Raw genomic sequence first — 18,681 nt, 5'->3', positions numbered from 1 at the left:
GGGGTTCTCCGCCGACGTGTGTTACGCGAGGCCGTTCTTCATGGCCGTGATGAGTTCGCCGTTGGCGGTGTCACCGCTGAGCTCCCAGAAGAAGGAACCGCCGAGGCTCTGGTCCTTCGAATAGGTCATCTTCCCGGTGATCGTGGACGGGGTGTCGTAGCTCCACCAGTTGTTGCCGCACTTGGCGTAGGCGGTGCCCGCGATGGTGCCGGTGGGCGGGCAGGTGTTCTTCAGGACCTTGTAGTCCTCGTTGCCGGCCTCGTAGGTGCCCGGCGCGGCCCCGGTCGCGCTGCCGCCCGGGGTGGCCTGGGTGACGCCGGTCCAGCCCCGGCCGTAGAAGCCGATGCCGAGCAGCAGCTTGGACGCCGGCACGCCCTTCGACTTGAGCTTCTGGATCGCGTTGTCGCTGTAGAAGCCGGCCGTCGGGATCCCGGCGTAGCTGTGCAGCGGCGAGTGCGGGGCGGTCGGGCCCTGGGCCGCGAAGGCGCCGAAGTAGTCGTAGGTCATGACGTTGTACCAGTCGAGGTACTGCGCCGCGCCGCCGTAGTCGGCCGCGTCGATCTTGCCGCCGCTGGTGCCGTCGGCGGTGATGGCCGCGGTGACCAGGTAGTTCTGGCCGAAGCGGTTGCGCAGCGCCTGCATCAGGTTCTTGAAGGACGCGAAGCCGGAGGCGTCGCAGCTCAGGCCGCAGGCGTTCGGGTACTCCCAGTCGATGTCGATGCCGTCGAACACGTCGGCCCAGCGCGGGTCCTCGACGAGGTTGTAGCAGGAGTTGGCGAAGGCGGTCGGGTTCTGCGCCGCCTGGCCGAAGCCGCCCGACCAGGTCCAGCCGCCGAAGGAGAACAGGACCTTGATGTTCGGGTACTGCTGCTTGAGCTTGCGGAGCTGGTTGAAGCTGCCGCGCAGCGGCTGGTCCCACGTGTCGGCCACGCCGTCGACGCTCTCGGCGGCGGTGTAGGCCTTCTCGTAGTCGGCGTAGCTGTCGCCGATGGTGCACTGCCCGTTCTGGACGTTGCCGAAGGCGTAGTTGATGTGGGTCAGCTTCGCCGCCGACCCGCTCGTGACGATGTTCTTCACGTGGTAGGCGCGCTGGTAGACGCCCCACTGCACGAAGTAGCCGAGCAGCTTCTTGTTCCCGCCGGTCCCGGTCTGGGAGGTGGTGCCGGTGACGCTGTTCGACAGCCCCGACTGGTTGTTGGCGGCGTCGCGGGCGCGCACCTGGTAGGTGTACGCCGTGTTGGCGGCGCGGCCGGTGTCGGTGTAGCTGGTGCCGGTCACGGTGGTGACCAGGGTGCCGCCCCGGTAGACCAGGTAGCCGGTGACGCCGACGTTGTCGGTCGAGGCGTTCCACGACAGCGACACGGAGTTGCTGGTCACCCCGGTCACCTGGAGGTTGCCGGGCGTCGAGGGCGCGGTGGTGTCGGGGCCGCCGGTGCCGGACGTGGTGCCGGTGACGCTGTTGGACAGGCCCGACTGGTTGTTGGCGGCGTCGCGGGCCCGCACCTGGTAGGTGTACGCGGTGCTCGCCGCGCGGCCGGTGTCGGTGAAGGTCGTGCCGGTCACGGTGGTGACCAGGGTGCCGCCCCGGTAGACCAGGTAGCCGGTGACGCCGACGTTGTCGGTGGAGGCGTTCCAGCTCAGCGACACGCTGCTGCTGGTCACGCCGGTCACCTGGAGGTTGCCGGGCGTCGAGGGCGCGGTGGTGTCGCCGCCGCCGGTGCCGCCGGTGACCTGGATCGCCGAGACGGTGGCGTAGTTGGCGCCCCCGTTCATGTTGAACTGCACGTTGAGCTGGCCGTCGGAGACGGTCGCGGTGTAGGTGCGGTCACAGGCGTTGAGCGCGCCGCAGGAGGCGAACACGTCGAACGCCGAGGCGACCACGGTGTTCTCGATCCGGATGTCGAACTTCCGCTGCCCGGCGGCGTTCGCCCAGTCCTCGACCATCTTCAGGGTGACCTGGTAGGTGCCGTTGGCCACGTCGAACTTGTAGCCGCCCCAGCCGTTGAAGAGCTGGTAGTTCTGGTAGAGCGCGTCGTCGGTGGTGCCGCCGATCGCGCTGCCGGTGGAGCCGGAGCCGTAGGACGTCTCGTAGCCCCAGGTGCCGCTGGAGTAGGCCTTGTCGGCGAGCCAGGCGTTGCCGCCGCCGTCGGTCAGGGCCGGGCCGCTGGCGTTGGCCCGCAGGGGCACGGTCACCGCGCCGTACGCCGCGGACTGCGCGAACATCAGTGGCAGGATCAGCGCACCGATCGCCAGTAAGAGGGTCAGGACTCTTCTCATCGTGCTACTCCACGTCCGGGGGGAAGGGGAATGCGGCGGGACGCGCCGGGAACAGGGGGTTCCCGTCCAACTAATAGGAAGCTTTCCTTTTAATTGGCCCGAACGTAACCCGCGTCACAGCTCTCGTCAATGGGCGCGCAGGGAACGCCAGATCGGACCGGGCAGCGCCTCGGCCGCCTCGTCCAGATCGAGGCCGGGCGCGCCGGCCAGCACCCGCCGCGTGGTCTCGGCGAGGGGCCCGATGAGCAGCATCTCGATCAGCGCCGGGGGCAGGTCGGCGATCTCCCCGGCGGCGACGCGCGGCGCGAACCAGGCCGCCAGGCGGTCCATCCGGGGCGCCTTCCCGGCCGCGACGGCGGCGGCGTGGGGGTCGACCAGGGGCGCGGCGTGGATGAACCGGGCCCGCGCGGTCTCGTCGCGGGCGAAGGCGAGATAGGCGCGCACGATGGCGCGCACCCCCTCCTCGGCGCCGTCGGCCCGCTCGACCGCCTCGATCAGGCGGGTCAGCAGGTCGTCCATGCACTCGGAGTAGAGGGCGGCGGCCAGCCCGTCGAAGCTGCCGAAGTGGTGGTAGAGGCTGCCCGTGCTGACGCCGCTGCGCGAGGTCACCGCGCGCAGGGTGAAGTCGCCGCCGGTGAACGCCGCGAGGGCCGTGTCGAGCAGGCGGCGGATCGTGGCCTCGCCGCGGGCCTGCCTCACGCGACTCCCGACAGTTTCCCGGCCTGCTCCCACAACCGCGGGCCGAGGTCGCGGTCGACGGTCATCGGGATCTCCTCGAACTCGTTGTAATAGCGACCGGTCGTGGTCGCGGCGGTCAGCGCGACCACCGGGGCCGCGCCCTGGTCGGGAGTCTTCCAGAACCGCTTGGCCACTTTGAGCAGCAGCCCGACCGGCCCGCCCCGCGCGCCCAGGCCGGTGTTGATCACGCCGGGGTGCACGGCGTCGATCGTCACGCCGCGCGCCCGCCAGCGCTCCGCGAACAGCGGCAGCGTCTCGACGTTGCAGCGTTTGCTGTCGGCGTAGGTGCGCAGGGGATGGAAGTCCCGGCCGTAGGGGGTGCGCCCGGGGTCGATCCTCCCCTTCACGTAGAGGCCCGCGCTGACCTGCACGACCCGCGTGAGGCGGTCTTCGAGCAGCCGGTTCAGGGTGTACGGGGCCAGGTGGTTGATCGCGAACGACTCCTCCAGGCCGTCGGCCGTGAGGGTGAGCCGCGACGGCCACAGGCCCGCGTTGTGGACCAGCACGTCGATGTGCGGGCAGGCCTCCGCCAGCCGCTCGGCCACCTCGTGCATGCCCGCGACGGCCGACAGGTCGCCGACGACGAGATCGGCCTCGCCCGGCAGCGACCGGAGGGCCTGCTCTCCCCGCACGGCGTCGCGCGCGACGACGACCACCCGGTGTCCCTGCCGCGCCAGTTCGGCGCAGACGGCGTATCCGATTCCCCGGTTTCCTCCGGTCACCACCACGTTCATGGCGACAAATTAGAACAGTTCTCTAAATCTTCTTCAACAGGCCGTCGACGGCGGCCAGGGCCAGCGTCTTGTAGCCGACGGAGTCGAACAGCACGGTCACCCGGTCGGGCTCGGCGCTCATCACCGTCCCGGCGCCCCAGGCGGTGTGCTCGACCTTCGACTGGAGCGGGAAGGGGCCCTCGCCCACCTCCTCGACCACCCTGTGAGTCAGGCCGTGACAGGTGTCGCAGGTGCCGCAGGAGCGGCCGTAGGGCTGGCCGAAGTACTCCAGGAGGAACCGGCGGCGGCAGCCGGTCGTCTCGGCGTAGGCGCGCATCATGTCGAGGCGTGACTCGTCGACGCGGTGGCGGGCCTCGTCGAGCTCGACGGCCTTCTCCACGGCCCGCTCGGCGGTGAGCCGCCGCCGGGCCCAGCGCAGTTCGCCGGGGGCCAGCGCGCCCGCGCGCTCCAGCAGGTTGGCCAGCGCGGTCAGCCGGGTGGTGCCGACGCCGAGCAGGTCGCGCAGCTCCCCGGCCGGGACCGGCCCGCCGTGCTCGCGGACCAGCACCGCCACGCGCAGCAGGAGCTCGGGGTCGGCCCGGCCGCCGGTCTGGAACCGCCGCAGGCCCAGGTCCTCGGGGCGGTAGAACAGGACCGCCTCGGCGGGGCGGCCGTCCCGTCCGGCGCGGCCGATCTCCTGGTAGTAGGAGTCGGGAGACTCCGGCGGGCCCGCGTGCAGCACCCGGCGCACGTCGGGGCGGTCGATGCCCATGCCGAAGGCGGAGGTCGCCACGACGACGTCCAGTTCCCCGGCGGCGAACCGCGCGTGGGTGCGGTTGCGGTCGGCCGTCTTCAGCCCGGCGTGGTACGGCTCCGCCCGCCTGCCCTCCAGCAGCGCGCAGTACTCCTCGGCGTCGCGCCGGGTCGGCACGTAGATCAGCGTCAGCCCGTCGGCCGCCAGGGCGTGCTCGACCAGGGCCCGCCGCCGGTCGTCCTCGGAGGTGAACCGCCGGGCCGACAGGGTCAGGTTCGGCCGGTCGAAGCCGCGCACGATCTCCACCGGGTTCCGCAGCCCCAGCGACCGGACGATCTCGGCCCGCACGTTCGGCGCCGCCGTCGCGGTCAGCGCCACCACGGGCGGGTGACCGAGCTTCTCGATCACCTGGCCGAGCCGCAGGTAGTCGGGCCGGAAGTCGTGCCCCCACGACGACACGCAGTGGGCCTCGTCGATCGCGACCAGCGACGGCCGGGCCGCCGCCAGGCGCTCCACCACCTCGGGCTTGGCGAGCTGCTCCGGCGACAGGAACACGAACTCGGCCGTGCCGGCGGTGACCTGGTCGAGGCCCTTGTCGACCGACTGCGTGGAGTTGACCGCCACCGCGCCGGTGCCCGCCTTCAGCAGGCTCATCACCTGGTCGCGCTGCAACGCGATCAGCGGCGACACCACGACCGTCGGGCCGTCGAGCAGCAGGGCCGGCACCTGGTAGACGGCGGACTTGCCGCCACCGGTCGGCATCACCAGCAGCACGTCGCGCCCGGCGACCAGATGCCGCATGGCCTCCTTCTGGCCGGGCCGCAGCCCCTGCCAGCCGAACACGCGCCGGGCCGTCGACCCGAGCCGGAATCTCGCGAGCGCTCTCCTCATGGCCGCCCTCTATGCCCCGCGGCGGGCGGTTCAGGCCGGGCGGGGCGGGGTTCGTTCGGTGACGAGCGCCAGATCGGTCTCGACGGCGTGCGCGGTGGCCTGGAGATGGGCCAGCAGACCGGGCCTGACCCGGCCGGTCATAGCGACGTTCACCGCCGCGACCACCCGGCCGCCCCGGTCGCGGATCGGCACCGCCAGCGCCCGCAGGCCCTCTTCGAGCTCGTCCTCGACGATCGCGTGGCCGTCGGCGCGGGCCCGGCGGATCAGCGCCCGCAGCCGCTCGGGGTCGGTCACGGTGCGGGGCGTCAGCGCCACCGGCTCGCCGAGGTCGGCGTCGTCGGTCAGCAGGACCCGGCCCATCGACGTGGCGTAGGCCGGGAACCGGGTGCCGACCGTGATGTCGACACTCATGATCTTGTACGCCGGCGCGCGCGCCACGTAACGGATGTCGGTCCCGTCGAGCACCGCCAGCGAGGCCGACTCGCCCACCGCCTCGGCCAGCGCGGCCAGGTGGGGCGTGGCCAGCTCGCCCAGGGTCAGCGACGACAGGCGGGCGTAGCCGAGCTCCAGGACCTTCGGCAGGGCCACGAACCGGTTGCCCGCCTTCACCGCGTAGCCGAGCTCGACCAGGGTCAGCAGCGCCCGCCGGGCGGTCGCCCGCGCCAGCCCGGTGGCCTCGGCGACCTCCGAGAGCGTGCCGCCGAGCGCGGTGAGCACCGCCAGCCCCCGGGCCAGCGACTGGACCGGGGTGTCGCCGGGGATCTCGATCGGCGCCGGCGGCGACGGCGTGCGGGCGGCCAGGAGGTGTTCCATCCGGGCGGTGTCGAGCCGGGGGAGGGCCAGCGCGGCCAGCGACTCGACGGTGTGCCGGCTGCGGTGGGAGACCACGCTGACCGCGCACGCCACCCGGCCGCGCGAGCGCACGGGCACCGCGACCGCGATCAGGCCCGGCTCGATGAGCTCGTCGTCGCGGGCCCAGCCCGCGTCGAGCGCGGCCTTGACCCGGTCGCGGAACCCCGGCTCGGCCTCCTGGTCGGAGGCGACCACGGTCCGCGGCCGGGCCGCCCGCCAGCGGGCCCACCCGGCCTCGGTCCAGTCGGCGGCCAGCAGCGCGCCCGCCGCGCAGCGTTCGGCCGGCACCAGGTCGCCCACCCGGAAGGTCAGCGAGCGGCTGCGCCGCCGGGGGAGCTGGGTGACGAACCGGACCGCGGTTCCGTCGGCCACCGCCAGCGACACCGACTCGTCGAGGGTCTCGGCGAGCGCGCTCGCCTCGGGGCCCAGCGCGTCGGGCACGCCGCTGCCGGACAGATAGGCGTTCCCGACGGCCAGGACGCGGGGCGTCAGCCGTACCGACCGGTCGGCCCCGGCCGGACGGGCCAGGCCCAGCGCGACGAGGGTCGCCAGCACCCGGTCGACGGTCGAGCGGGCCAGCCCGGTGGCGCGCGTCAGGTCGCTCGGCCGGCACGGCTCTCCGCCGGCCATCGCCCGCAGCACGGCGAGCCCGCGCTCCAACGGCCCCACGACTGCCTCGGTCATTGACACACGTCCAAAGGGGGTAGCAAACTCCTGAACTACGTCAAATGTGAACAATAGTTCATCAGGCGAACAAGTCCACTCCGAGCAGGGAGAACATGGCGGAGATCCGAAGCCTGCGGGACGCGGTGGCCGGGCTCGTGCACTCCGGCGACACCGTGGCGATGGAGGGGTTCACCCACCTCATCCCGTTCGCCGCCGCGCACGAGATGATCCGGCAGCGGGTGAGCGATCTCACCCTCGTCCGGATGACCCCCGACGTCATCTACGACCAGCTCATCGGCATGGGCGCGGCCCGCAAACTGGTCTTCTCGTGGGGCGGCAACCCCGGCGTTGGCTCGCTGCACCGGTTCCGCGACGCGGTCGAGAACGGCTGGCCGCGCCCGCTCGAACTCGACGAGCACAGCCACGCCGGCATGGCCAACCGCTACGTCGCCGGGGCGTCCCGGCTGCCCTTCGCCGTCCTGCGCGGCTACCGGGGCAGCGACCTGCCGTCGCGGTCCGGGACGATCTCGACCGTGGTGTGCCCCTTCACCGGCGAGGAACTGGCGGCGGTCGCCGCGATCAACCCCGACGTGACCGTGATCCACGCCCAGCGCGCCGACCGCGACGGGAACGTGCAGCTCTGGGGGCTGGTCGGCGTCCAGAAGGAGGCCGCGCTGGCCGCGTCCCGGGTGCTCGTCACGGTCGAGGAGATCGTCGACGACCTGACGCCCGCCCCCGGCGCGGTGGTGCTGCCGTCGTGGACGGTCGACGCGGTGGCCGTGGCCCCCAACGGGGCCCACCCCTCCTACGCGGCGGGCTACACCGTCCGCGACAACGGCTTCTACCAGTCGTGGGACGCCGTCTCCCGCGACCGCGACGCCTTCCTGCGCTGGATGGACGAGAACGTCCTGGAGGGGGCCCGATGACCTGGACCTCCGACGAGCTGATGACCGTCAACGCCGCCCGCGCCCTGGCCGGGGCCCGGACCTGCTTCGTCGGCATCGGCCTGCCCAGCGCCGCCGCCAACCTGGCCCGGCGCACCACCGAGCCGGGGCTGGTGCTCATCTACGAGTCGGGCACCCTCGGCTCCAAGCCGTCGCGGCTGCCCCTGTCGATCGGCGACGGCGAACTCGCCGACACGGCCGACGCGGTGGTGTCCGTGCCGGAGATCTTCAACTACTGGCTGCAGGCCGGGCGGATCGACGTCGGCTTCCTCGGCGCCGCCCAGGTCGACCGGTTCGCCAACGTCAACACCACCGTCGTCGACCGGGGACCGGGCAGGCCGGAGGGCCGGCTGCCGGGCGCGGGCGGCGCGCCGGAGATCGCCGCAAGCTGCGGCAAGGTGCTGCTCGTGCTGCGCCACTCGACCCGCAACCTCGTCCGGCGGCTCGACTTCGTCACCACCGTCGGGCACGGCGACGGGCCCGGGTCGCGCGCCCGGCTCGGCCTGCCCGGCGCCGGTCCGGTCGCCGTGATCACCGACCTCGGGATCATGCGCCCCGACCCGGAGACCGCCGAGCTCACGCTCACCGACGTGCACCCCGGCACGACCCCGGAACAGGCCGTCGCCGCCACCGGCTGGCCCCTCGCCGTCGCCCCCGGCCTGCGCGTCACCGAACCCCCCACGGAGACGGAGCTGACCGCGTTGCGCCGCCTCGCCCAAGGAGCACCCGATGCCTGAACCGCTGACCCAGGAGACGATCTCCCGGGAGATCGCCGAGCTCCACGAGCTCGCCGCCAAGGCCGGCGGCGGCGACCACCCCTCGCGCGACTACCCGCCCTACCGCTCCAGCGGCCTGCGGCACCCGCACCGGCCGCTCGTCGCCCCGCCCGAGGCCTACACCGAGCTGCGCGGGCCCGTCTTCGGCGTCGCCGACGTCACCCCGCTCGACGCCGACCTCACCCGGCAGCACGCCGGGGAGCCGCTCGGGGAGCGCATCACCGTGACCGGCCGGGTGGTCGACCGCGACGGCCGCCCGGTGCGCGGGCAACTGGTGGAGGTCTGGCAGGCCAACGCCTCCGGCCGCTACCCGCACCAGCGCGACCAGCACCCCGCGCCGCTCGACCCCAACTTCACCGGCACCGGCCGCTGCCTGACCGACGCCGACGGCCGCTACGCCTTCACCACGATCAAGCCCGGCGCCTACCCGTGGAAGAACCACGTCAACGCCTGGCGACCGGCCCACATCCACTTCTCGGTCTTCGGCACGGCCTTCGCCCAGCGCCTGGTCACCCAGATGTACTTCCCGGGCGACCCCCTGTTCCCGTACGACCCGATCCTGCAGTCGGTGACCGACGACAAGGCCCGCGAGCGCCTCGTCGCCGCCTACGACCACGAGTCGTCCCGGCCGGAGTGGAGCCTGGGGTACAGATGGGACATCGTCCTCGACGGCCCGTCGGCGACCTGGATGGAGGAAGGCCGATGAGACCCACCCCTTCGCAGACCGTGGGGCCCTTCTACGGCTACGCCCTGCCCTTCCGCGGCGGCGGCGACCTGGTCCCGCCGGGCCACCCGGGCGCGATCTCCGTCCACGGGTACGTCTACGACGGCGCGGGCGCCCCGATCCCCGACGCCCTGCTGGAGTTCTGGCAGGCCGACGAGTCGGGGAACCTCGACGGGAGGCCGGGCTCGATGCGCCGCGACGAGGTCGACGGCTCGTTCGCCGGGCGCGACGGGGTCACGTTCACCGGTTTCGGCCGCGTGGCGACCGACCTCGACGGGCACTGGGCGCTGCGCACGGTCCGCCCCGGCGGGGCGCCCTACATCGCGGTGTGCGTGTTCGCCCGGGGCCTGCTGCACCACCTGTACACCCGCGTCTACCTGGAGGACGCCGGCGACGCCCTGCTGGCGTCGCTCCCCGGCGACCGGCGCGCGACCCTGGTCGCCGCTCCCGAGCGGGACGGGGTGTACCGGTTCGACATCCGCCTCCAGGGCGAGGGCGAGACGGTCTTCCTCGACCTGGGCTGAACCGGGAGGCTCTGGTGATCACGGGTGACGGGCTCCTCGGCCCGGCCTGGTCCGGCACCCCCGTCGACGGGGCGACCGCCGACCCGGCGGTGGTGCGCGCCCTGCTCGACGCGGAGGCGGCGCTGGCCCGCGCCCAGAACCGCCCGGACCTGGCCGAAGCCATCACCGCGCTCGCGGAGCAGCCGCCGGCGGGCCTCGGGCACAGCGGCGGGAACCCGGTGATCCCGCTGGTCAAGGCGTTGCCCGAAGGCGCCCACGACGGCGCGACCAGCCAGGACGTCATGGACACCGCGCTCATGCTGGTCGCGGCGCGGGCCCGGCGGCCGATCCTGCTCGACCTCGCCTCGGCCGCCGGGGCGCTGGCGGAGCTGGCCCGCGAGTACCGCGACACCCCCATGCCCGGCCGCACCCTCACCCAGCACGCCGTGCCGACGACGTTCGGCCTGAAGGCGGCGGGGTGGCGGTCGCTGGTGCTCGACGCCTACGAGCGGCTCGGCGCGGTGACCCTGCCCGCGCAGCTCGGCGGCGCCGGGGGCACCCTGGCCACGCTCTCGGTCCCGCTCATGGAGCGGTTCGCCCGCGAGGTCGGGCTGGCGGCGCCGGTGCTGCCCTGGCACGTGCTGCGCACCCCGGTCGCCGACCTCGCCGGGGCGCTGGCGTTCTGCTGCGGGGCGCTCGGGAAGATCGCGGCCGACGTCCTGGTCCTGTCCCGGACGGAGATCGGCGAGCTCACCGAGGGATCCGGGGGCGGCTCGTCGGCGATGCCGCACAAGAGCAACCCCGTCCACGCCACCCTGGTCGCCGCCTGCGCCCGCCAGGCCCCGGCCCTCGCCGCGACCCTCTACGGCTCGATGGCCGCCGAGGACGAACGCCCGGCCGGCGCCTGGCACGCCGAATGGGAGCCGCTCCGTACCCTGCTGCGCCTGGCCGGGGGAGCGGCCCGCCACACCGCCGCGCTGGCGGGCGGGCTCCGGGTCCACCCGGCCCGGATGCGGGAGAACCTGTCGCTCACGGGCGGCCTGATCGTCGCCGAACGCGTCATGGGCGCGTTGTCACGGCAGATCGGCGGGAAGGCGGCGCGAGGCCTCCTCGAAACCGCCTCCCGCGACGCGGCCCGCCTCCGCATGCCGCTCGGGCAGGCCCTGGAGCTCGCCTGCGCGAATGCCGAGATATCCGTCGAAATAGGTGAGCGATCGGAGAGTGCCGCGTCCCACGAGGAAGACCGGCGACCGGGCGCGGCCCGGCCGGGCGTGATCCGGCTCGACGCCGGGCTCTTCGACCCGACCGGCTATACCGGCGCGGCCGGGGAACTCGTCGATCGAGCTCTCGACCGTCGCCTCAAGGAGATCGCCGATGTTGAACTTCCGCGTTGACGGGCCCGCGCACGCGCCCGCGCTGATCCTCGGCCCGTCCCTGGGCACCTCGCTCCGCGTCTGGGACGCCCAGGCCGCCGCCCTGTCGCGGCACTTCAGGGTCGTCCGGTACGACCTCCCCGGCCACGGCGGCTCCGCGGTCGTCCCGGGAGCGACCTCGATGGAGTCGCTGGCCACGCTCGTCGCCGGCGTCGCCGACGCGGTGGGGGCGCACGCCTTCCACTACGGCGGGATCTCCCTGGGCGGCGCGATCGGCGCGTGGCTGGCGCTGCGGCACCCCGACCGGGTGCTCTCCCTGACGATGGTCTGCTCGGCCGCCAAGTTCGGCACCGAGGAGAGCTGGCACGAACGCTCGGCGCTGGTCCGGAACGAGGGCACCCGGGCCCTCGCCGACCTGGCGTGGGGCCGCTGGTTCACCGGGAACGCCGACAAGGCCGCCGCCCAGGCCATGATCGACGACCTGCTGGCCGTCGCCGACGAGGGCTACGCCGCGTGCTGCGAGGCCCTGGCGGGTTACGACGTCCGGGCCGAACTCCCGGCCGTCACCGCCCCGACCCTCGTCATCGCGGGCCGCGACGACCCCGCCGTCCCACCGGCCGTGGCGCGGGAACTGGCCGACGGCATCCCGGGCGCGGCCCTCCACGAGCTCCCCGGCGCCGCCCACCTGGCCCCGGTCGAGCGGCCGGGCGCCGTGGTCGCGGCGATGCGCGCCCACCTGCCCCAGGTCGACGGGATGGCGGTGCGCCGGGCCGTGCTGGGCGACGAGCACGTCGACCGGGCGGTCGCGAACACCACCGGCCTCACCGCCGACTTCCAGGACCTGATCACCCGCTACGCCTGGGGCGAGATCTGGACCCGCCCGGGTCTGGACCGCCGGACCCGGAGCTGCGTCACCCTCACCGCACTGGTCGCGGGCGGCCACCTCGACGAGCTGGCCATGCACGTCAGAGCCGCGATCCGCAACGGTCTCACGCCGGACGAGATCAAGGAAGTCCTCCTCCAGACCGCGATCTACTGCGGCGTCCCGGCCGCCAACGCCGCGTTCGCCGTCGCCCAACGCACGCTAGGGAGCCTGGAATGACCCACACCACGGTCGCGATCATCGGCGGCGGCCCGGCGGGCCTGCTGCTGGCCCGGATGCTGCACAACGCCGGGATCGACTCCGTCGTGCTGGAGAGCCGCGACCGCGCCTACGTCGAGCAGCGCCAGCGCGCCGGCATGCTCGAACAGGGCACGGTCGACGCGCTGCGCGACTGCGGCGCGGGCGCGCGCATGGACCGCGAGGGGCTCCCGCACAACGGCATCGAGTTGCGGTTCGACCGCCGGGCCCACCGCCTCGACTTCCCGGCCCTGACCGGCGGCAGCACCGTCATGATCTACGCCCAGACCGAGATCGTGAAGGACCTGGTCGCCCTCCAGCTCGACGAGGGCGGCCCGCTCCTGTTCGAGGCCCAGGCGACCGGCATCGGCGACGGCTACGTCACCTACCGCCACGAGGGCCAGGAGAAGACGCTGACCTGCGACTTCGTCGTGGGGGCCGACGGCTTCCACGGCATCTCGCGGGCCGCCGTGCCGTCGGGCCGGGTCTACGAGGCCGACTACCCCTACTCGTGGCTCGGCGTGCTGGCCGACGTCGCCCCCTCGACCGACGAGCTCATCTACGCCCACTCCCCGCGCGGCTTCGCGCTGCACAGCATGCGCTCCCCGACGGTCAGCCGCCTCTATCTCCAGGTCCCCAACGACACCGACCCCGCCGAGTGGGCCGACGAGCAGATCTGGGACGAACTCGACCTGCGGTTCGCGATCGACGGCGACTGGAAGCTGGCCCGTGGCCCGATCACCGCCAAGGCCGTCACCCCGATGCGCAGCTTCGTCACCGAGCCGATGCGCCACGGCCGCCTGTTCCTGGCCGGCGACGCCGCCCACATCGTGCCGCCGACGGGCGCCAAGGGCCTCAACCTGGCCGTCGCCGACGTGGTGGTGCTGGCGCGGGCGCTGGAGCACTGGCGGCGTACCGGCAGGGACGACCTGCTCGACGACTACGGCGACATCTGCCTGCGGCGGGTCTGGCGGGCCGAGCACTTCTCCTGGTTCATGACCACGATGCTGCACCTGGCGCCCGGCCAGTCCGACTACGACACCCGGCTCCAGCTCGCCCAGCTCCACCGCATCGCGACCTCCGAGGCCGCGGCGGCGGAGCTGGCCCTCAACTACACCGGGACGGTCTGAAACAGCGGGTGACTACGGGAGGAACGCGCAGAGCAGCCGGTCGTCGCCCTCCTGCCACACCGTGCCGATCTCGGCGAAGCCCGCCTTGGTCAGCGCGGTCACGTGGGTCTCCAGGTGGAGCGACTCCGAGCCGTGGTGCGCGGCCATCTCGCGGCGCTTCTCGCGGTCGGCGTGGAGGGCGGTGAGCACGGGGTCCCGCTCCACCGCCGTCCACCAGTCGGCCCAGTTCTCCGGGCGTCCCTCGGGAAACCGCCGGTCGGTGGCACGGCCGGCCAGGGCGCGCTCGAGCGCGGCCAGGCGGGTGCCGTCAGGGGAGGCCATCTGGTCGCCGTTGAGGAACACCCCGCCTGGCCGCAGCACCGTGGCCAGCTCCCGGTAGAGGCCGGTCAGGGGCCCGTCCGGGAGCCAGTGGAGCGCGGTCGTGCTGACCGCGGCGTCAGCGAGGCGGGGCAGCCCCGCGGCCGCGCTCCACCCCGGGACGCGCAGGTCGGCGTCGACGAACCGGAGCCCGTCGTAGGCGGCCCGCCCGAGCGCGGTGAGCAGCGGGTCGGTGTCGAAGCCGACCACGGTCGCCGCCGGCAGCCGCTCCCTGAGCCGGACGCCGAGCGACCCGGGCCCGCAGCCGAGGTCCAGGACGAGCGGATCGGGCCGCCCCGCCGACTCCACGACGGCGTCGATCAGGGTCGCGAAGCGCTCCTCGCGGGCGGGGTGGTAGCCCTCCTGCTGGCGGTCCCAGCGGTCGAGCCACTGCCGGGCGTGGTCACGGGTGAGTGTCACGGCCATCTCCCTTGTAACTGTCGTCTAGGCTTATGTCAGTTACCGTAATCACGAAGGATGTAACTGGTCAAGTGAACTTCAACAGTCACACCGACGCCGTTGTGGCCATGTTCGTGAGCCTGGTGAACGTGCTGACCCCGGGGGAGCGGCGGGGGCGGCCCTACGCCGTGCCGTCCGGGCCCGAACTGGCCGCCGAGGTGGCCGCGGCGCTGCGCGAGCGCGGCGAGATCCCCGAGTCCGACGTCGCCGAGCTGGCCGGCTACGCCGCCGACCTGCGCGCGGCCTTCTCCGGCGACCTCGACCACGCCTGCGCCGTGATCAACCGCGTGCTCGACGCCACCGACGCCCGCCCCCACCTCAGCGGGCACGACGGCGAGCCCTGGCATCTCCACTTCCACGGCACGACCGGCACCTGGGCGGCCAACTGGGCCGCGTCCGGGGCCACCGCGCTCGCGATCGTGCTGGGCGGGGAGTTCCGCGACCGTCTGGGGGTCTGCACGGCCGATCGCTGCGACCGGGTCTTCGTGGACGTCTCCCGCAACGGCACCCGCCGCTTCTGCTCCACGGCGTGCCAAAATCGTACGAAAACCGCTGCTTTCAGGGCGAGAGTGTGACTTTTCGTCATTCCGACGGGGTAACGACGACAGGAACGTTCCGCAAAGGGCGATACCGTCAGGGGCATGCGACTAGGTGTCCTCGACGTGGGTTCCAACACGGTGCATCTCCTCGTGATGGACGCACACCGTGGGGCCCGCCCCCAGCCGGCGTTCTCCCACAAGGTCGACATGAGACTCGCCGAACACATCGACGACCACCACCTCTCCCCGGAGGGCGCCGCCAAGCTCCGCGACTTCGTCGAGGAGGCGCTGCGCTTCGCCGAGGACAAGGGGTGTGAGGACCTCGTGGCCTTCGCCACCTCCGCCGTGCGCGAGGCCCGCAACGGCGAGGAGGTGCTCGCCGAGATCAAGGGCCAGACCCAGGTCGACATCCAGGTCCTGTCGGGCGCCGAGGAGGCCCGGCTGACCTTCCTGGCGGTCCGGCGCTGGTACGGCTGGTCGTCCGGCCGCCTGCTCGTGCTCGACATCGGCGGCGGCTCCCTGGAGATCGCCTCCGGCATCGACGAGGCCCCCGACGCGGCCGTCTCGCTGCCCCTGGGGGCCGGGCGGCTGACCCGCGACTGGTTCACCGGAGACCCGCCCGGCCCCGAGGAGATCCGCGCCCTGCGCCGCCACGTCCGGACCGAGATCGGCCGCCGCGTCGGCGACGTGACCCGCTACGGTCCCCCCGACCACGCCGTGGCGACCTCCAAGACCTTCAAGCAACTGGCCAGGATGGCCGGGGCCGCGCCGTCGAGCGAGGGCCACTACGTCCGCCGCAACCTCGGCCACGAGGCGGTCTCGACGTGGGCCGCGCGGATGGGCGAGATGACCGCCGACCGCCGGGCCGCCCTGCCGGGGGTGTCGGCGGGCCGGGCCGGGCAGTTGCTGGCGGGCGCACTCGTGGCGGATGCGACGATGGACCTGTTCCAGGTGCCGTCGCTGGAGATCTGTCCCTGGGCGCTGCGCGAGGGTGTGATCTTCCGGCGGCTGGACGTCCTGGGGGGTTCCGACCTCGCCCCTGAGTAAGGAATGAGAATGGTCATACCGGGCAAAACGGCCGCATGATCGAGCTACTGGGTGTCGCCGCCATGCTCGCATCGATCCTGGCGATGGCGATCGCGGCACTTCTTGTCATCTCCGTACTGATGCTGCTGGGTCTGGCCCTGATGGCACTGAGTACGAAAGTGCCCGTTCGCCGCGGCCATCGGGAAATATCCGGACACCAGTTAAAACCGTCTGAAAACAGTAGGTTCTTGGGGAGCCGACCTGACAGGAGCACCGGTGAACGACCCCAAGATCGACACGACCGTCCCCCATTCGGCCCGGATGTGGAACTACTGGCTGGGCGGCAAAGACCACTACGAGGTTGACCGGGTGGCGGGCGACCAGTTCGCCACGGCGTTCCCCGACATCGTGGCCATCGCCCGGTTGTCGCGTTACCTGCTGTCCCGCATCGTCCGCCACGTCAGCGCCGAGGGCGTCGACCAGTTCCTCGACATCGGCACCGGCCTGCCGACGGTCGACAACACCCACGACCTGGCCCAGCGCGTCAACCCGAAGGCCCGGGTCGTGTACGTCGACAACGACCCCCTCGTGCTCTCCCACGCCCGCGCCCTGCTCGTCGGCACACGCGAGGGCGTGACCGACTACATGGACGCCGACCTGCGCGACCCCGCCCGCATCCTGGCCGGCGCGGCCAAGTCGCTCGACTTCGACCGCCCGGTGGCCCTGATGCTGATGGGCATCCTCGGCTATGTGGGCCCCGACGAGGGCCCCTACGACATCGTCCGCACCCTGCTGGAGCCGCTGCCCTCCGGCAGCTACCTGGCCCTGTGGGACGGCTCCAACGTGGTGACGGGCGCGGCCCTCGACAAGGCCCAGGACGACCTCAACGAGGGGGCCGGAGCGCCGTACACGCTGCGGAACCTTGAGGAGTTCAGCCGCTTCTTCGACGGCCTCGACCTGGTCGAGCCGGGCATCGTGCCGATCACCCAGTGGCGGCCCGACCCCGACCCCTTCGGCCCGCCCTCAGCGGTCGACGCGCTGGTGGGCGTGGCCCGCAAGCCCTAGAGATCCGCTATGCAGCGCCGCAGGATCCCGCTCGTCGCGGTGGCCGGCTCCGCCTCGGTGCCGGCCTCGTTGAGCAGGTGCAGGTAGGGCTGCACCTCGTGGTCCTTGGTCAGGTACTGCGCGTCGCCGAGCCGCTCCAGGTAGACCACGTCGGGCAGGGCGCCCTGGGCCAGCCGCAGCAGGGTGACCGGCCCGATCCCGCGGGAGACGTAGCCGGATTCCAGGGGGACCACCTGGACGGTCACGTTCGGCAGCCGGTTCATCTCGTCGAGGTGGCGCAGTTGCTCGCGCATCACGGCCGGGCCGCCGACCGTGCGCCGCAGGGCCGCCTCGTCGACGACCGCCCACAGTTTCACCGGGGAGTTCCCGACCAGGATCCGCTGCCGCCGCATCCGCAGCTCGACGCGCTTGGCGACCTGGTCCTGGTCGTAGACGCGGTGGGCGTGGGAGACGACCGCGCGGGCGTAGGCGGGGGTCTGGAGGAGGCCGGGGACGAACTGGATCTCGTACGTGCGGATCAGCGCCGCGTCCTGCTCCAGGCCGAGGCAGGCCTCGAACCAGTGGGGTACGACCTCGCGCAGCGGATGCCACCAGCTCGGCTCGTTGGCCCGTCCGGCCAGGATCATGATCGACGACCGTTCCCTGTCATCGGTGACGCCGTAGAGGGTGAGCAGGTCGGCCACGTCGCGGGGCTTGAAGGTGGCCTGGCCCGTCTCCATGCGGCTGATCTTCGACGCGGAGGCCCGGATGGCGAAGCCGGCGTCTTCGCGGGTGATCTGCCGCGTCTCCCGCAGTTCCCGGAGCTGCGCGCCGACGAGCATGCGCAGCGCGGTCGGGCCGGAGGCGCGGACATCCTCGCCGGCTCCGTGGACAGGCGGCATCGCTTCGATCCCCCAGACGCTTACCGGCTTGAACGGACCCGGCGATAGTGCCATGCCAGACGCCACTCAGTATGACATTTCACGGCATTTACCGAGCTTGTCGGCAAATCAGTCACAAGATACCCGATGAATGCCGGAAATCTGTAGGGAGAATGCACGGTTTCTGACGCCCTATCCAAGAATCAGCGCCAGGACATCCGCTCTATCTCATTCGCGTTCTTCGGTGAGGGCTTCCAGCATCTCGGTGAGGTGGGCGATCTGCGTCTCCAGCCCCCTGATCCGCGCTTCGAGCTCCGCGAGTGTCACCTGCTGGTACGCGCTGGCGATCTGCCTGCTCATGGTGCCTCCGGCGGGCGGAATATCGACTCGCACGCCGGACGGCGCGCACATTCATCACGCTCTTCCCTGTATACCCCGCTTCGCACCTCGGGCAGGTAAAGTCTCCCGTCGCAGTAACCTGCGGTGATGAACGTCTGGCAGGTCCCCGCCAAAATCGTGGCCGCGAAGGCCGCCGGGACCCTGGTCTGCTTGCTCCTGGTCGTCTACGGCTGGCTCGCCGGCGACCTCCGCGCCCTCATCCTCGTGGGCGTCGCCACGGTCGTGCTGGCCGCCTTCACGGTCCGCGACGTCGTCGCCCGGGTCCGCCTGAGCGCCGACCAGGGCGGCATCACGGTGGTCGAGGGCTTCGCCGGCCGCCGCCGCATCGCCTGGGGCGACATCGAGCGCATCAAGGTCGACGAACGCGCCCGCTACGGCCTGCGGACCACCATCCTGGAGATCGACACGGGCGACGACGTCCACCTGTTCAGCCAGTACGACCTGGGCGAACCCGTCGTGCCGGTGGCCGAGACGCTGATGCGGCTGCGCCCGTGAGCGGGTCGTGACCGAAACGT

At 72.5% G+C, this 18,681-nt stretch carries 19 protein-coding genes; 11 read left to right on the top strand and 8 right to left on the bottom strand.

The window, feature by feature from the left end:
- Positions 1 to 21: 21 nt before the first annotated feature.
- From AW273_RS36145 to AW273_RS39310, 5 genes are all read right to left on the bottom strand, one after another.
- The gene (locus tag AW273_RS36145) at positions 22 to 2,277 is read right to left on the bottom strand and encodes a glycosyl hydrolase family 18 protein (RefSeq protein WP_083949660.1); all 2,256 of its coding nucleotides are present in this window, start codon (positions 2,275 to 2,277) and stop codon (positions 22 to 24) included.
- A gap of 126 nt (positions 2,278 to 2,403) precedes the next feature.
- Positions 2,404 to 2,976, bottom strand: a complete 573-nt coding sequence (locus AW273_RS10745) for a TetR/AcrR family transcriptional regulator (protein WP_062347788.1) — start codon at positions 2,974 to 2,976, stop codon at positions 2,404 to 2,406.
- Positions 2,973 to 3,749: an SDR family NAD(P)-dependent oxidoreductase gene (locus AW273_RS10740; protein WP_062347786.1), complete on the bottom strand. Its 777-nt coding sequence runs from the start codon at positions 3,747 to 3,749 to the stop codon at positions 2,973 to 2,975. The genes AW273_RS10745 and AW273_RS10740 overlap by 4 nt, the downstream gene beginning before the upstream one ends.
- A gap of 22 nt (positions 3,750 to 3,771) precedes the next feature.
- On the bottom strand, positions 3,772 to 5,373 hold the full coding sequence (locus tag AW273_RS10735) for a RecQ family ATP-dependent DNA helicase (RefSeq protein WP_062347784.1): 1,602 nt from the start codon (positions 5,371 to 5,373) through the stop codon (positions 3,772 to 3,774).
- 30 nt (positions 5,374 to 5,403) lie between these two features.
- Positions 5,404 to 6,909: an IclR family transcriptional regulator domain-containing protein gene (locus AW273_RS39310; RefSeq protein ID WP_062347782.1), complete on the bottom strand. Its 1,506-nt coding sequence runs from the start codon at positions 6,907 to 6,909 to the stop codon at positions 5,404 to 5,406.
- Positions 6,910 to 7,004: 95 nt separating this feature from the next.
- Between AW273_RS39310 and AW273_RS10725 the strand changes: the two genes are divergently transcribed.
- Genes AW273_RS10725 through AW273_RS10695 form a run of 7 tightly spaced genes read left to right on the top strand, consistent with a single transcriptional unit; the run spans position 7,005 to position 13,461 of the window.
- The gene (locus AW273_RS10725) at positions 7,005 to 7,817 is read left to right on the top strand and encodes a CoA transferase subunit A (protein ID WP_062347780.1); all 813 of its coding nucleotides are present in this window, start codon (positions 7,005 to 7,007) and stop codon (positions 7,815 to 7,817) included.
- Positions 7,814 to 8,572, top strand: coding sequence for a CoA-transferase subunit beta (locus AW273_RS10720; protein ID WP_062347778.1), 759 nt, complete (start codon positions 7,814 to 7,816; stop codon positions 8,570 to 8,572). The genes AW273_RS10725 and AW273_RS10720 overlap by 4 nt, the downstream gene beginning before the upstream one ends.
- Positions 8,565 to 9,317 (top strand): protocatechuate 3,4-dioxygenase subunit beta, encoded by a 753-nt coding sequence (pcaH, locus tag AW273_RS10715; RefSeq protein ID WP_062347776.1) that lies wholly within the window; start codon positions 8,565 to 8,567, stop codon positions 9,315 to 9,317. The genes AW273_RS10720 and pcaH overlap by 8 nt, the downstream gene beginning before the upstream one ends.
- Positions 9,314 to 9,859 carry a protocatechuate 3,4-dioxygenase subunit alpha gene (gene pcaG / locus AW273_RS10710; RefSeq protein WP_198168104.1) on the top strand — a complete coding sequence of 182 codons (546 nt, stop codon included), beginning with the start codon at positions 9,314 to 9,316 and terminating at the stop codon, positions 9,857 to 9,859. The genes pcaH and pcaG overlap by 4 nt, the downstream gene beginning before the upstream one ends.
- A gap of 14 nt (positions 9,860 to 9,873) precedes the next feature.
- Entirely contained in the window at positions 9,874 to 11,232 is a 1,359-nt protein-coding gene (locus AW273_RS10705) for a lyase family protein (RefSeq protein ID WP_232327273.1), read from the top strand.
- Positions 11,213 to 12,313, top strand: coding sequence for a bifunctional 3-oxoadipate enol-lactonase/4-carboxymuconolactone decarboxylase PcaDC (gene pcaDC, locus AW273_RS10700; protein WP_062347773.1), 1,101 nt, complete (start codon positions 11,213 to 11,215; stop codon positions 12,311 to 12,313). The genes AW273_RS10705 and pcaDC overlap by 20 nt, the downstream gene beginning before the upstream one ends.
- Positions 12,310 to 13,461: a 4-hydroxybenzoate 3-monooxygenase gene (locus AW273_RS10695; protein WP_062347770.1), complete on the top strand. Its 1,152-nt coding sequence runs from the start codon at positions 12,310 to 12,312 to the stop codon at positions 13,459 to 13,461. The genes pcaDC and AW273_RS10695 overlap by 4 nt, the downstream gene beginning before the upstream one ends.
- Positions 13,462 to 13,473: 12 nt before the next feature.
- On the opposite strand, the gene AW273_RS10690 is transcribed toward AW273_RS10695, so the two are convergent.
- Positions 13,474 to 14,238, bottom strand: a complete 765-nt coding sequence (locus AW273_RS10690; RefSeq protein WP_232327271.1) for a class I SAM-dependent methyltransferase — start codon at positions 14,236 to 14,238, stop codon at positions 13,474 to 13,476.
- Positions 14,239 to 14,309: 71 nt separating this feature from the next.
- Here AW273_RS10690 and AW273_RS10685 point away from each other — a divergent pair, with 71 nt between their 5' ends.
- The 3 genes from AW273_RS10685 (at position 14,310) to AW273_RS10675 (ending at position 16,907) form a co-directional block, all read left to right on the top strand.
- The gene (locus AW273_RS10685) at positions 14,310 to 14,852 is read left to right on the top strand and encodes a CGNR zinc finger domain-containing protein (protein ID WP_062347765.1); all 543 of its coding nucleotides are present in this window, start codon (positions 14,310 to 14,312) and stop codon (positions 14,850 to 14,852) included.
- A 66-nt stretch (positions 14,853 to 14,918) separates the two neighbouring features.
- Positions 14,919 to 15,863, top strand: a complete 945-nt coding sequence (locus AW273_RS10680) for a Ppx/GppA family phosphatase (RefSeq protein ID WP_062347762.1) — start codon at positions 14,919 to 14,921, stop codon at positions 15,861 to 15,863.
- A gap of 255 nt (positions 15,864 to 16,118) precedes the next feature.
- Entirely contained in the window at positions 16,119 to 16,907 is a 789-nt protein-coding gene (locus tag AW273_RS10675; protein ID WP_269750235.1) for an SAM-dependent methyltransferase, read from the top strand.
- Here AW273_RS10675 and AW273_RS10670 read toward each other — a convergent pair.
- Entirely contained in the window at positions 16,904 to 17,788 is an 885-nt protein-coding gene (locus AW273_RS10670; RefSeq protein WP_062347758.1) for a helix-turn-helix domain-containing protein, read from the bottom strand. The two genes, AW273_RS10675 and AW273_RS10670, sit on opposite strands and share 4 nt — an antisense overlap.
- A 207-nt stretch (positions 17,789 to 17,995) precedes the next feature.
- Positions 17,996 to 18,127 (bottom strand): hypothetical protein, encoded by a 132-nt coding sequence (locus AW273_RS39065; RefSeq protein WP_269750234.1) that lies wholly within the window; start codon positions 18,125 to 18,127, stop codon positions 17,996 to 17,998.
- 126 nt (positions 18,128 to 18,253) lie between these two features.
- Here AW273_RS39065 and AW273_RS10665 point away from each other — a divergent pair, with 126 nt between their 5' ends.
- Positions 18,254 to 18,661 carry a PH domain-containing protein gene (locus AW273_RS10665; protein ID WP_062347756.1) on the top strand — a complete coding sequence of 136 codons (408 nt, stop codon included), beginning with the start codon at positions 18,254 to 18,256 and terminating at the stop codon, positions 18,659 to 18,661.
- The last annotated feature ends 20 nt before the right edge of the window (positions 18,662 to 18,681 follow it).

It is taken from the genome of Herbidospora yilanensis (assembly GCF_001570565.1).
Taxonomy (GTDB): domain Bacteria; phylum Actinomycetota; class Actinomycetes; order Streptosporangiales; family Streptosporangiaceae; genus Herbidospora; species Herbidospora yilanensis.
This window is presented reverse-complemented; position numbering and strand designations above follow the sequence as displayed.

Coding starts and splice junctions, on each gene's coding strand:
- AW273_RS10735 (WP_062347784.1), bottom strand. CDS start 5,373: ATGAGGAGAGCGCTCGCGAGATTCCGGCTCGGGTCGACGGCCCGGCGC.
- AW273_RS10725 (WP_062347780.1), top strand. CDS start 7,005: ATGGCGGAGATCCGAAGCCTGCGGGACGCGGTGGCCGGGCTCGTGCAC.
- pcaG (WP_198168104.1), top strand. CDS start 9,314: ATGAGACCCACCCCTTCGCAGACCGTGGGGCCCTTCTACGGCTACGCC.
- AW273_RS10720 (WP_062347778.1), top strand. CDS start 7,814: ATGACCTGGACCTCCGACGAGCTGATGACCGTCAACGCCGCCCGCGCC.
- AW273_RS10680 (WP_062347762.1), top strand. CDS start 14,919: ATGCGACTAGGTGTCCTCGACGTGGGTTCCAACACGGTGCATCTCCTC.
- AW273_RS10695 (WP_062347770.1), top strand. CDS start 12,310: ATGACCCACACCACGGTCGCGATCATCGGCGGCGGCCCGGCGGGCCTG.
- pcaH (WP_062347776.1), top strand. CDS start 8,565: ATGCCTGAACCGCTGACCCAGGAGACGATCTCCCGGGAGATCGCCGAG.
- AW273_RS10665 (WP_062347756.1), top strand. CDS start 18,254: ATGAACGTCTGGCAGGTCCCCGCCAAAATCGTGGCCGCGAAGGCCGCC.
- AW273_RS39310 (WP_062347782.1), bottom strand. CDS start 6,909: ATGACCGAGGCAGTCGTGGGGCCGTTGGAGCGCGGGCTCGCCGTGCTG.
- AW273_RS36145 (WP_083949660.1), bottom strand. CDS start 2,277: ATGAGAAGAGTCCTGACCCTCTTACTGGCGATCGGTGCGCTGATCCTG.
- pcaDC (WP_062347773.1), top strand. CDS start 11,213: ATGTTGAACTTCCGCGTTGACGGGCCCGCGCACGCGCCCGCGCTGATC.
- AW273_RS39065 (WP_269750234.1), bottom strand. CDS start 18,127: ATGAGCAGGCAGATCGCCAGCGCGTACCAGCAGGTGACACTCGCGGAG.
- AW273_RS10670 (WP_062347758.1), bottom strand. CDS start 17,788: ATGCCGCCTGTCCACGGAGCCGGCGAGGATGTCCGCGCCTCCGGCCCG.
- AW273_RS10740 (WP_062347786.1), bottom strand. CDS start 3,749: ATGAACGTGGTGGTGACCGGAGGAAACCGGGGAATCGGATACGCCGTC.